The 11,878-nt window shown below is 67.3% G+C and carries 14 protein-coding genes; 3 read left to right on the forward strand and 11 right to left on the reverse strand.

The features are described 5' to 3' along the window. On the forward strand, positions 1–567 hold the full coding sequence (locus tag R2K23_RS12555) for a TetR/AcrR family transcriptional regulator (RefSeq protein WP_316509928.1): 567 nt from the start codon (positions 1–3) through the stop codon (positions 565–567). 12 nt (positions 568–579) lie between these two features. Here R2K23_RS12555 and R2K23_RS12560 read toward each other — a convergent pair whose 3' ends face one another. The 4 genes from R2K23_RS12560 to trxA all read right to left on the reverse strand — a co-directional run bounded on the left by R2K23_RS12560 (position 580) and on the right by trxA (position 3,787). Next, on the reverse strand, positions 580–774 hold the full coding sequence (locus R2K23_RS12560; RefSeq protein WP_316509929.1) for a helix-turn-helix domain-containing protein: 195 nt from the start codon (positions 772–774) through the stop codon (positions 580–582). Between the two features lie 106 nt (positions 775–880). After that, on the reverse strand, positions 881–2,509 hold the full coding sequence (locus tag R2K23_RS12565; protein ID WP_316509930.1) for an ABC-F family ATP-binding cassette domain-containing protein: 1,629 nt from the start codon (positions 2,507–2,509) through the stop codon (positions 881–883). Positions 2,510–2,548: 39 nt separating this feature from the next. Then, the gene (locus tag R2K23_RS12570) at positions 2,549–3,376 is read right to left on the reverse strand and encodes an enoyl-CoA hydratase (protein ID WP_316509931.1); all 828 of its coding nucleotides are present in this window, start codon (positions 3,374–3,376) and stop codon (positions 2,549–2,551) included. A gap of 45 nt (positions 3,377–3,421) precedes the next feature. Then, positions 3,422–3,787, reverse strand: a complete 366-nt coding sequence (gene trxA, locus R2K23_RS12575) for a thioredoxin (protein ID WP_316509932.1) — start codon at positions 3,785–3,787, stop codon at positions 3,422–3,424. Between the two features lie 324 nt (positions 3,788–4,111). Between trxA and R2K23_RS12580 the strand changes: the two genes are divergently transcribed. Continuing rightward, complete coding sequence (locus R2K23_RS12580) at positions 4,112–4,258, forward strand: hypothetical protein (RefSeq protein ID WP_316509933.1); 147 nt, start codon at positions 4,112–4,114, stop codon at positions 4,256–4,258. A gap of 113 nt (positions 4,259–4,371) precedes the next feature. Then, positions 4,372–4,932, forward strand: coding sequence for a TetR/AcrR family transcriptional regulator (locus tag R2K23_RS12585; protein ID WP_316509934.1), 561 nt, complete (start codon positions 4,372–4,374; stop codon positions 4,930–4,932). A 12-nt stretch (positions 4,933–4,944) separates the two neighbouring features. On the opposite strand, the gene R2K23_RS12590 is transcribed toward R2K23_RS12585, so the two are convergent. The 7 genes from R2K23_RS12590 to sufB all read right to left on the reverse strand — a co-directional run bounded on the left by R2K23_RS12590 (position 4,945) and on the right by sufB (position 11,838). After that, positions 4,945–6,216, reverse strand: a complete 1,272-nt coding sequence (locus tag R2K23_RS12590) for a cytochrome P450 (protein ID WP_316509935.1) — start codon at positions 6,214–6,216, stop codon at positions 4,945–4,947. Positions 6,217–6,358: 142 nt separating this feature from the next. After that, complete coding sequence (locus R2K23_RS12595) at positions 6,359–6,700, reverse strand: metal-sulfur cluster assembly factor (protein WP_316509936.1); 342 nt, start codon at positions 6,698–6,700, stop codon at positions 6,359–6,361. Further along, positions 6,697–7,149 carry a Fe-S cluster assembly sulfur transfer protein SufU gene (gene sufU / locus R2K23_RS12600; RefSeq protein ID WP_316509937.1) on the reverse strand — a complete coding sequence of 151 codons (453 nt, stop codon included), beginning with the start codon at positions 7,147–7,149 and terminating at the stop codon, positions 6,697–6,699. The genes R2K23_RS12595 and sufU overlap by 4 nt, the downstream gene beginning before the upstream one ends. Beyond that, positions 7,149–8,420, reverse strand: a complete 1,272-nt coding sequence (locus tag R2K23_RS12605) for a cysteine desulfurase (RefSeq protein WP_316509938.1) — start codon at positions 8,418–8,420, stop codon at positions 7,149–7,151. Before R2K23_RS12605 ends, sufU begins: the two co-directional genes overlap by 1 nt. Before the next feature lie 11 nt (positions 8,421–8,431). Beyond that, on the reverse strand, positions 8,432–9,205 hold the full coding sequence (gene sufC, locus R2K23_RS12610; protein WP_316509939.1) for a Fe-S cluster assembly ATPase SufC: 774 nt from the start codon (positions 9,203–9,205) through the stop codon (positions 8,432–8,434). After that, complete coding sequence (gene sufD / locus R2K23_RS12615) at positions 9,202–10,392, reverse strand: Fe-S cluster assembly protein SufD (RefSeq protein ID WP_316509940.1); 1,191 nt, start codon at positions 10,390–10,392, stop codon at positions 9,202–9,204. Before sufD ends, sufC begins: the two co-directional genes overlap by 4 nt. Further along, complete coding sequence (sufB, locus tag R2K23_RS12620) at positions 10,393–11,838, reverse strand: Fe-S cluster assembly protein SufB (RefSeq protein WP_316509941.1); 1,446 nt, start codon at positions 11,836–11,838, stop codon at positions 10,393–10,395. Positions 11,839–11,878 lie beyond the last annotated feature (40 nt).

The following is an 11,878-nucleotide window of genomic DNA, read 5'->3' on the forward strand; positions in this document are numbered from 1 at the left end:
ATGCCCAGAGTCAGTGAGGACCATCTGGCGGCTCGGCGCCGGCAGATCCTCGACGGCGCCCGTCGCTGCTTTGCCGAACACGGCTACGAAAGAGCGACGGTGCGCCGCCTCGAGCAATCGATCGGTTTGTCGAGGGGTGCGATCTTCCACCATTTCCGCGACAAGGACTCACTCTTCTTCGAGCTCGCGCGCGAGGACGCCGAGCGGATGGCCGACGTGGCCTCCCGCGAGGGGCTGATCCAGGTGATGCGGGACCTGCTGGCCGCCCCGGAACAGTTCGACTGGCTGGCGACCCGGCTGGAGATCGCCCGAAAACTCCGCAATGACCCGGAGTTTCACCAGGGCTGGGCGGAGCGCTCGGCCGAACTGTCAGCGGCCACCAGCGAACGGTTGCGGCGCCAGAAGCAGGCGGGTCGGCTGCGCGACGACGTGCCGGGTGAGGTGTTGCAGACATACCTGGACCTGGTGCTCGACGGGTTGGTGGCCCGGCTGGCGTCCGGCGACGACCCCGACGAACTCAGCGCGGTCCTCGATCTCGTCGAGGCCTCGGTGCGCCAACCGAACTGAGGCGGGCCGGTATCAGCTGACGCGGCGGGTCCGATGGTTGGGCCCGCCGCGGCTGCGCATCGTGGTGCCCGACTCACGCAGCATCGAGTGGATGGACCCGTAGGAGCGCCCGGTCCTCGCGACCAGGGTCCGGATGCTCGCCCCGCCCTCGTAGGCGCGGCGCAGTTCGTCGATCAGCTGATCGCGCGCCTTGTTCGGCTTCTTCATTGAGGCCTCCCGCAGTTGACAGGTCCCCGGCACCATCCAGCGTAGAACCGCCGTCGGCGAATGCGACCGGAATCGGTGAAACCTGCTGCGCGCGACTGGCGTCCCGTCAGGCGAGCTCGATCAGGTCCCGGTATTCGTCGGACCAGAAGTCCTCGGTGCCGTCGGGAAGCAACACCACCCGCTGCGGATCGAGCGCCTCGGCGGCGCCCGGGTCGTGGGTCACCAACACTACGGCCCCCTGATAGCTGCGCAAGGCGTCGAGGACCTGCTCGCGGGAGGCGGGGTCGAGGTTGTTCGTCGGCTCGTCGAGCAGCAACACGTTTGCGGTCGAGGCCACCAGACCCGCCAGCGCCAGCCGGGTCTTCTCGCCGCCGGACAGCGTCCCGGCCGGCTGATCGAGCTGTGCGCCGCTGAACATGAACGCGCCGAGCAGCCCGCGCAGGTCTTGTTCTCCGGTGTCCGGCGCGGCGTGGCGGATGTTCTCCCAGACGGTGGCGTGGTCGTCGAGGGTGTCGTGCTCCTGGGCGAAGTAGCCGATCTTGAGGCCGTGGCCCGGCTCGATGGAGCCGGCGTCCAGGGACTCGACCCCCGCCAGCTGGCGCAGCAGCGTGGTCTTGCCGGCGCCGTTGAGGCCGAGCACCACGACGCGGGAGCCCCGGTCGATGGCCAGGTCGACGCCGGTGAAGACCTCCAGCGAACCGTAGTTCTTGGTCAGCCCCTTGGCCACCAGCGGGGTGCGGCCACACGCGGCCGGCGTCGGGAACTTGATCCGGGCCACCTTGTCGGCCACCCGTTCCTCGTCCAGCGCCGCCATCATCCGTTCGGCACGGCGCAACATGTTCTGTGCGGCAACGGCTTTGGTAGCCTTGGCCCCCATCTTGGCGGCCTGGGTGCGCAACGCCGCCGCCTTACGTTCGGCGTTGGCGCGCTCACGTCGACGGCGTTGCTCGTCGGTGGCGCGCGCGTCGAGGTACTTCTGCCACCCCATGTTGTAGACGTCGACCTCGCCCCGCACGGCGTCGAGGAACCAGACCCGATTGACCACCTCGGCCAGCAGGTCGACGTTGTGGCTGATCATCACCAGGCCGCCGGTGTGGTTCTTCAGGAAGTCCCGCAGCCAGCCGATCGAGTCGGCGTCGAGGTGGTTGGTGGGCTCGTCGAGCAGCAGGGTGGTCGCCGAGCCCGAACCGCTGTCGCTGGCGGCGAACAGGATCCGGGACAGCTCCACCCGGCGGCGCTGACCGCCGGAGAGGGTGCGCAGCGGCTGGGTCAGCACCCGTTCGGGCAGCCCGAGGCTCGCGCAGATCCGACCGGCTTCGCTCTCGGCGGCATAACCGCCGAGCGCGGAGAACCGCTCCTCGAGCTGGCCGTAGCGGCGGACGGCCTGATCGCGGGCCCGGTCGTCGGCCACCTCGGCCATCAGCGCCTGCTGTTTCTCCAGATCCGCCAGCAGGGTGTCGAGTCCGCGGGCGGACAGCACCCGGTCGCGCGCCAGGATGTCGAGGTCGCCCTCCTTGGGATCCTGCGGCAGGTACCCGATCTCGCCCGCGCGGGTGACGGCACCGGCGTACGGCTCCCCCTCACCGGCCAGGATCCGCATCGTGGTGGTCTTGCCGGCGCCGTTGCGTCCGACCAGCCCGATGCGATCGCCGGGCTGGATCCGCAGCGCCGGGCCGTCGGCGAGGAGCAGCGTGCGGGCCCCGGCGCGGACCTCCAGGTCCGTTGCGGTGATCACGAACTGTGCTCCTGCTCCATCGGCTACTGCTATCCGTCATTACTTGTCGTCGGTGAAGACCGGGTCTCTCTTCTGAGCGCGCGCGGCCACCGCTTCTTCGAAGTTTCCGGTGAGTAGGCGCACGTAGAGTTGGCCCAGGCCTTCAGCCTGCATATGCCCCTCCAGGGTAGCGGCGTCCAGTCCACTCCATAGTGTGCGCTTCGTCAACTCGATTCCGGGCCGCGAGAACGTCGCGATGCGTTCGGCCATCGCCAGACAGGTCGGCAGCAGATCGGCGTCGGGGACCCGCTGGGACACCAGCCCGATGCGCTCGGCCTCCACGGCGTCCACGTCGCGACCGGTGAGCATCAGTTCGAAGGCGCGCGAGGTACCGATCGCCCGCGGCAGCAAGAAGCTCAGCCCCAGTTCACTGGCGGTCAGGCCGTTGTTGATGCCCGCGGCGCGAAAGTACGCCGCGGCGCCGGCCACCCGGATGTCACAGGCCAGCGCCAGGCACATCCCGCCGCCGATGGCGGCGCCGTTGACGGCCGCGATCACCGGCTGATGCATCCGCCGCAACCCGAGGATCACGTCGTCGAGCACCTGCATGGAGCGCAGCCCGAACGTCGGGCGCGTCAGGCCCTCGACGTGCGGCACGCTGCCGGCCGACTTGTGATCGGCGCCCGAGGAGAAGCCGTGACCCGCGCCGGTGAGGACCACCGCGCGAACATCGTTGTCGTGCTTGACCTCATCGAGAATCCGGCGCAACGGCACCATCACGTCAAAGGCCATCGAGTTCATCCGCTCGGGGCGGTTCAGCGTGATGACCGCGACCCTCGGGCGCGGGTGGTCGACCTGGACGAATTCCGAGACACCGTCAGCGTTCACCTCCGCACGCTATCGCGTGCGCGCCGCGGCACGGGTCAGGTGCGCTCAGGCGTCCTTGGTGTCGGCCTGCTCCTGGAGCGCCGCGTCGATATCGAAATCCTTCACCTGCTGGATCAGGTCTTCCAACGCCGCGGGTGGAAGCGCGCCGGCCTGGTTGAACACCAGCTTGCCCTTCTTGAACGCCATCAAGGTCGGGATGGAACGGATCTCGGCGGCGGCCGCGAGCTCCTGTTCGGCCTCGGTGTCGACCTTGGCGAACACCACGTCGGGATGCTTCTCGGACGATGCCTCGAACGTCGGCGCGAAGGCCCGACACGGCCCGCACCACGACGCCCAGAAGTCGATCAACACGATGTCGTTGCCGGTGACCGTTTCGTTGAACCGATCCGCGGTGAGGTCTGTGGTAGCCACGTGAGTCCTAACGTCGGCATGGCGGGCAATGTTCCCCACCGACCCTGTCACACCGGACCCAGCTGGTAAACCCGCACCCAGCCGACCTGCATCTGCTGCGGAGCGAAGCCTCATCGGGGCCGGATCGCCCGCCCACGGGTTTCCGACCGCGATGTTAATGATCAGGTAGTGCGACCAAGCGCCGGAGAAGGGGGGCCCGTTGCCGCCCGGCACCTCGGCGATGTCCACCTCGCCCTGCCGCAGCCGCGTCGAAGTTGACGCTGTGACGGCCGTCACCGTAACTCGATCTATGTTTGGTTTTCTGGCGAGCTGAGGAGCACTGCCATGCCGACAGGTCTGGCCCCCGCCGACACCGTGGCCGCCGTGGACATCGCCACGGTCAACGTGTTCGACCCACACTGGTCGAACTGGGCATATAGCCTGACCAAGCTGCCGGTGACGTTCGCGCCCGGACCGCGGCGGGAAGGGTGAACTGACGGAGCGGTCGCCGACTCTCAGAAAGGCGCCTCGGCGCCTCCCGACCGATCCGATGGCGCACGCTTATTCTGACCCGGCGCGCCGGGGCAGGACGGATAGGTAGGGATATGCACAAGATCGTGGACCGCGAGGACTATTTCTCGGCGGCTATCGACATCCTGGCCGAGGCCGATCACGGCGGCCTCAAGCTCACGCCGCTGTGCCGGCGGCTGCAGGTCACCACCGGGTCGTTCTATCACTACTTCGCCAGCTGGGCGGTTTTCCGCACCGAGCTGCTGGAGTTCTGGCTGAACGACCGCACGTTGAACCTGGCCAATACCGCCCGTCGGCTCGACGATCCCCAGGTGTCGCTGACCACGCTGGTGGAGATGGCCTGCGACCTGCCCCACCGCGCCGAAGCAGCCATCCGCGCCTGGTCACACAGCGACGCGGAGGTACGTCAGGTCCAGACCACCGTCGACGAGCAGCGCTACCAGGTCACCTACGACACGGTGCTGCGCCTGCACAGGGACCCGGACGAGGCCGAGACCATCGCGCGCCTCACCAATTTTATCCTGACCGGATACCAGCAGACCCAACCGCTACCGGATGTCGAGCACCTGCGCCGGTTGTTGGGAATGGTCCTGACGCAGATGCTGACCCCGGAAGCTGCCCGCACCGAAAGCTAGTACGGGACAGCCTCAGTCGTCCAAGCCGAGCCGCGGGCCGGGGGTGAAGCGGATCGGCATGGCGCTCAGCCCGTGCGCCCAGTGCGAGGGCACGAGTTCCGGCGTGCCGGCCAGTTCGATGTCCTTCATCCGGCGCAGGATCTCTTCGAACGTGACCCGCAGTTCCAGCCGGGCCAGGCTGGCGCCGAGGCAGAAGTGCCGGCCGCCGCCCCCGAAGGCCTGGTGGTCGGGCTTGGGGCGGTGGATGTCGAAGGTGTCGGCGTCGGCGAAGACGGCCTCGTCACGCGACCCGCTGCCGTACCACATGACGATCTTGTCGCCCTCGGCGATGGCCTTGCCGCCGACCTCGACATCGCGGGTGGCCGTGCGGGCGAACCACTGCACCACCGTGGTCCAGCGCAGGATCTCCTCGATGGCACCCGGCAGCAGGCTTGGGTCGGCATAGAGTTCCTGCAGCGCCTCCGGATGGTTGAGCAACGTGAGCAATCCGGTGGCGGTGGTGTTGCGGGTGGTGTCGTTCCCGGCGAACGCCAACAGCCCGAACACCGCCACGATCTCCAGTTCGTTGAGCTGCTCGCCGTCGACCTCGGCGTTGCGCAGCCGCATCACCAGCGAGTCCTCGACGGCTTCTGTCGTCTGCCGCTCGATCTGCTGGGCCAGATATCCACCCATCTCGCCGAAGACGTCCAGCGCGGCCGAGGATTCCGATACCCGGACCGCCTTCTCGATCCGCTCGGTCCAGTCGAACCAGGTCTGCATGTCGTCTTCGGGCACGCCCATGAGCTCCATCAGCACGCCCAAGGGGATGGGGACCGCGACGTCGCTGACGAAGTCGCACGACCCGGTTTCGATGAACTTGTCGATGGTGCGGGTCACCCGCGCGCGGATCCCCTCCTCCAGCTTCGCCACCGAGGCCGGGGTGAAGACCTTCGCCAGGATCTTGCGGTAGCGAGTGTGCTGGGGCGGATCCATCACCAGCATCATGGTGCGCATGACGTCCAGCGGGACCACCTGGTCGGGGTTGATGTACACCCCGCCCCGGGCGCTGGAGAAGGTCTCCGAGTCGTGGCTGATCCGGTGGATGTCGGCGTGTCGGAACACCGACCAGTAGCCGGTGCCGTCGGGGTTCTGATACCAGTGCACGGGCGCCTCGGCCCGCAAGCGAGCGAACAGTTCGTGCGGTGGGCCGTCCACCCACCACCGCGGATCGAAAATATCGACCTCGGCAACGTTCGCGCTGGTGCTGGTGCTGGTCTCGATCGACATCGCGCTCTCCCTGGGCATCACCACAACCTACATAACCGAACTTATCTTACTGTAACGGTGATCACAGTTCAACGCTCGACACCGGGACTCAGCAGTCGGCGGGCGGCAGAAACGCGCTGAGCCGCGCACAGCGCGGCTCAGCAACGATCGAGTCGGTCCGTCAGACGGTGAAACCGAGGGCGCGCAACTGCTCGCGCCCGTCCTCGGTGATCTTGTCCGGACCCCACGGCGGGTTCCAGACCCAGTTGATCTTGATCTCGTTGACCAACCCGGACCCCACCAACGCCTGCCGGGACTGGTCTTCGATGACGTCGGTCAACGGGCACGCCGGAGAGGTCAGCGTCATGTCGATCAACGCCACGGGACCGGACTCACCCTCCTCCAAGTTCAGCCCGTAGACCAGGCCGAGGTCGACGACATTGATGCCCAACTCGGGGTCCACCACGTCGTGCATGGCCTCCTCGAGATCGGCGATCACATTGTCACTGGCGGTTTCGCTCATGATGCTCTCTCCTCGGTCGCTTGGGTCACCGCATCCTTGAAGGCCATCCAGCCCAGCAGCGCGCACTTCACGCGCGCCGGGTACTTGGCCACGCCCGCAAACGCGATGCCATCACCCAACACATCCTCGTCGCCTACAACGTTGCCCCGTGACGAAATCATCTCCGTGAACGAGGCCACCGTCTTCAACGCGTCACCCACAGTCTGCCCGATCACCTGGTCGGTCAACACCGAAGTCGCCGCCTGGCTGATGGAACAGCCCTGGCCGTCGTAGGAGACGTCGGTGACCGTCTCGTTGTCCTCGGACAACGCGACCCGCAACCGCACCTCGTCACCGCAGGTCGGGTTCACGTGGAAGACCTCGGCGGCAAATGGCTCCCGGAGGCCACGATGGTGCGGGTGCTTGTAATGGTCCAGGATCACTTCCTGGTACATCTGCTCCATCCGCATCAGCGGTCACCGAAGAAATCCACGGCCCGACGCACGCCGGCCACCAACCGGTCCACCTCGTCGAGGGTGTTGTACACCGCGAACGATGCGCGCGCCGTCGCGGCGATGCCGAACTTGCGGTGCAGCGGCCACGCGCAGTGGTGCCCGACCCGGACCGCCACCCCTTCGTCGTCGAGGACCTGGCCCACGTCGTGCGCGTGCACACCGTCGACCACGAAGGACACCGGCGAACCGCGGTCCTGCAGCGTGGTCGGACCGATGATGCGCACCCCGGGCACCTCGGCCAGCCCGGCCAGTGCGGCGGTCACCAGCTCGTGCTCGTGGGCCTGTACGGTCGCCATGCCGATCGCCCTCAGATACCGCGCCGCGGCGGCCAGCGCAACCACCTGAGAGGTCATCGGCGTGCCCGCCTCGAACCGTTGCGGCGGCGGCGCGTAGGTGGTCTGCTCCATGGTGACGGTCTCGATCATGGAACCGCCGGTCAAGAACGGCGGCAGGGCGTTCAACAGCTCACGCCGACCGTAGAGCACGCCGATTCCCGTCGGACCCAACATCTTGTGGCCCGAGAAGGCCGCGAAGTCGACGTCGAGGGCATGGAAGTCCACCGGCTGATGCGGCACCGACTGGCAGGCATCCAACACCGTCAGCGCGCCGACGTCCTTTGCCCGGCGCACCAACTCGGCCACCGGCGCGATGTCGCCCGTGACGTTCGAGTGATGGGTGAAGGCAACGACTTTCACCCGCTCGTCGAGCTGCACCGAGTCCAGGTCGAGGCGGCCCGCATCCGGTCCGTCGGTGCGCACCGAGAACCAGGCGAGTTCGGCGCCGGTCCGCCGGGCCAACTCCTGCCAGGGAATCAGGTTCGCGTGGTGCTCGGCCTCGGTGGTGACGATGATGTCGCCCGGGCGCAGCGCCCGCTCGAAGCGGCTGTCCCCCAGCACATAGGAGACGAGGTTGAGGGCTTCGGTGGCGTTCTTGGTGAACACCAGCTCGTCGGCCGCCGCGCCCACGAACGCCGCGATGTCCTCGCGGCCCTGCTCGTAGGCGTCGGTGGCCTCCTCCATCAGCTGGTGTGCACCGCGGTGCACCGCGCCGTTGGAGGTCAGCAGGAAGTCCCGCTCGGCGTCGAGCACCTGCAGCGGCTTCTGCGAGGTGGCCCCAGAATCGAGGTAGGCCAACGGGTTACCGCTGCGCATCACCCGGCTCAGGATCGGGAAATCCGCCCTGATGCCGGTCAGTGTCGCGGCGTCCAAACCCAGTGACGCTGTCATCGCCCCTCCCCCTATGCCCCGGCTGCGGCGGCCTGGGTGAAGCGCTCGTAGCCGTTGGCTTCGAGTTCGTCGGCCAGTTCCGGACCGCCGGATTCGACAATGCGCCCGTCGACGAAGACGTGCACGAACTGCGGCTGGATGTAGCGCAGGATCCGGGTGTAGTGCGTGATCAGCAGGACGCCGGCCTCGTTTTCCTTGGCGTAGCTGTTGACCCCGTTGCTGACCACCCGCAACGCGTCGACGTCCAGCCCGGAGTCGGTCTCGTCGAGGATGGCGATCTTGGGCTTGAGCAGCCCGAGCTGCAGGATCTCGTGGCGCTTCTTCTCGCCGCCGGAGAACCCCTCGTTGACGCTGCGCTCGCTGAACGCCGAATCCATCTCGAGGGTCTGCATGGCCTGCTTGACCTCTTTGACCCAGTGCCGCAGCTTCGGCGCCTCGCCGCGGACGGCCGTGGCCGCGGTCCGCAGGAAGTTCGACACCGACACCCCCGGCACCTCGGTCGGGTACTGCATCGCCAGGAACAGACCCGCCCGCGCCCGTTCGTCCACGCTCATCTCGAGCACGTCCTGACCGTCGAGCGTGATCGAACCCGAGGTGACGGTGTACTTGGGATGGCCGGCCACCGCGTAGGACAGCGTCGACTTCCCGGACCCGTTGGGGCCCATCAGCGCATGGGTTTCGCCGGACTTGACGGTGAGGTCGACGCCCTTGAGGATCGGGATCCCCTCGCCGGTGTCGGGCGCCGAGACGCTGACGTGCAGGTCCTTGATTTCCAGTGTGGTCATTGGGAAGGCTTCCCTTCGGTGAGAGCTAGTTCGTGTTCGATGGCTTCGGTCAGGCGGTCACGCACGGCAGGCACGGTGATCTTCTGGATGATCTCGCCGAAGAAGCCCCGCACGATGAGCCTGCGGGCCTGGTCTTCGGGGATGCCGCGAGCCTGGAGGTAGAACACCTGCTCGTCGTCGAAACGGCCGGTGGCACTGGCGTGCCCGGCGCCGACGATCTCGCCGGTCTCGATCTCCAGGTTGGGCACCGAGTCCGCCCGCGCACCGTCGGTGAGCACCAGGTTGCGGTTGATCTCGTAGGTATCGGTGCCGGTGGCCGCCGCCCGGATCAGCACGTCGCCGATCCACACGGTGCGGGTGTCGGGCAGCTTGGAATCCGGGTCGCCCTGCAGCGCGCCCTTGTAGACGACATGGGAGCGGCAGTGCGGTTGCGCGTGGTCGATCAGCAGCCGTGTTTCCAGGTGCTGGCCGTCGTCGGCGAAGTACAGCCCCAGCAGTTCCGCATCACCGCCGGGCGCCTGGTATCGCACCCGGCCGGTCATCCGGACGATCTCGCCGCCGAGTTGAACCGTCGCGTGCCGCAGCACCGAGTCCTTACCCAGCGCGGCGTGATGCATGCTGACGTTCACCGCGTCGTCGGCCCAGTCGGCGATCGACACCACCTTCAGCGTGGCGCTGTCGCCGACGATGAATTCGATGTTGTCGGCGTAGATTCCGCTGCCCCGCTGGTCGATGACGACCACCGCGTCGGCGAGTTCCTCGACCCGGATCTGCAGATGTCCGTAGGCGGTGACGCCGGCACCCGGACCGGTGATGGTGATCTCGATCGGCTCGTCGACCCGGGTGTCCCGGCCCACGGTGACGACCGTGGCCTCGCCGAACGATGAAAACGCCTGGGCGGCAACCCGGTCTGCGGGAACGCCGGCCTGTCCGAGCCGCGCGTCGCCGCGGGGCGCCGTTTCGGTGGTGACCCCGGGACGCTCGGTGACCTCGATCAGCGCGCTGCCGTCGGCCCGGGCGGATCCGTCGTGCAGGCCGCGCAGCCGCCGCAGCGGGGTGAACCGCCAGATCTCGTCGCGACCGCCGGGCACCTCGAAGGCGTCGACGTCGAACGAGGTGAAGATCTCACCCTTGTTGAGCGCCGAACCCGCGGGCGTGGTTTCGGCGGCCGTGTTCAGTTCACTCACTTAGCCGACCGCACCTTCCATCTGCAGCTCGATCAACCGGTTGAGCTCCAGCGCGTACTCCATGGGGAGTTCCTTGGCGATCGGCTCGACGAAACCGCGCACCACCATCGCCATGGCCTCCTCTTCGGTCAGGCCTCGGCTCATCAGGTAGAACAGCTGATCCTCGCTGACCTTGGACACGGTGGCCTCGTGGCCCATCGTGACGTCGTCCTCACGGACGTCGACATAGGGATAGGTGTCCGAGCGGCTGATGGTGTCGACCAGCAGCGCGTCGCATTCCACGTTGGAGCGAGATCCCGTGGCGCCCTTGTTGATCTGGACCAGACCGCGGTAGGACGCCCGGCCGCCGCCACGGGCGACGGACTTGGACACGATGTTGCTCGAGGTGTTGGGCGCCAGGTGCAGCATCTTCGCGCCGGTGTCCTGGTGCTGCCCCGCACCGGCGAACGCCACCGAGAGCACCTCGCCCTTGGCGTGCTCACCGGTCATCCACACCGCCGGATACTTCATGGTCACCTTGGAGCCGATGTTGCCGTCGACCCATTCCATGGTGGCGCCGGCCTCGGCGCGGGCCCGCTTGGTCACCAGGTTGTAGACGTTGTTCGACCAGTTCTGGATGGTCGTGTAGCGGCACCGGCCACCGGCCTTGACGATGATCTCCACGACGGCGCTGTGCAGCGAGTCGCTCTTGTAGATCGGCGCGGTACAACCCTCGACGTAGTGCACGTAGGCGCCCTCGTCGACGATGATCAGGGTGCGCTCGAACTGCCCCATGTTCTCGGTGTTGATCCGGAAATAGGCCTGCAGCGGGATGTCGACGTGCACGCCCGGCGGCACGTAGATGAACGACCCGCCCGACCAGACCGCGGTGTTCAGCGCGGAGAACTTGTTGTCACCGGCCGGGATGACCGTGCCGAAGTGCTCCTTGAAGACCTCGGGGTGTTCCTTCAGCGCGGTGTCGGTGTCCAGGAAGATGACGCCCTGGGCCTCGAGATCCTCGCGGATCGAGTGATAGACCACCTCGGACTCGTACTGGGCCGCGACGCCGGAGACCAGCCGCTGCTTCTCCGCCTCCGGGATGCCGAGCCGGTCATAGGTGTTCTTGATGTCGGCCGGCAGGTCGTCCCAGGTGGCTGCCTGCTTCTCGCTGGACCGGACGAAGTACTTGATGTTGTCGAAGTCGATCCCGTCCAGGTCGGAGCCCCACTTGGGCATCGGCTTCTTGTCGAAGGTCCGCAGCGCCTTCAGCCGGATGTCGAGCATCCACTCGGGCTCGCTCTTCTTGGCCGAGATGTCGCGGACGACCTCCTCGGACAGACCGCGCTGGGCGCTGGCGCCCGCGACGTCGGAGTCGGACCAGCCGTAGCCGTAGTTGCCCAGGGCGGCCAGCGTCTCCTCCTGGGTGAGGGTCTCGGGTGCGGCCCCGGCTTCCGGTGTGAGTGTCATTCCGACACACTCCTTTTGCTCTGTCGATTCTGTCGTGTAC

This window comes from Mycolicibacterium sp. MU0050, from assembly GCF_963378085.1.
GTDB classification, from domain to species: Bacteria; Actinomycetota; Actinomycetes; order Mycobacteriales; family Mycobacteriaceae; genus Mycobacterium; species Mycobacterium wendilense.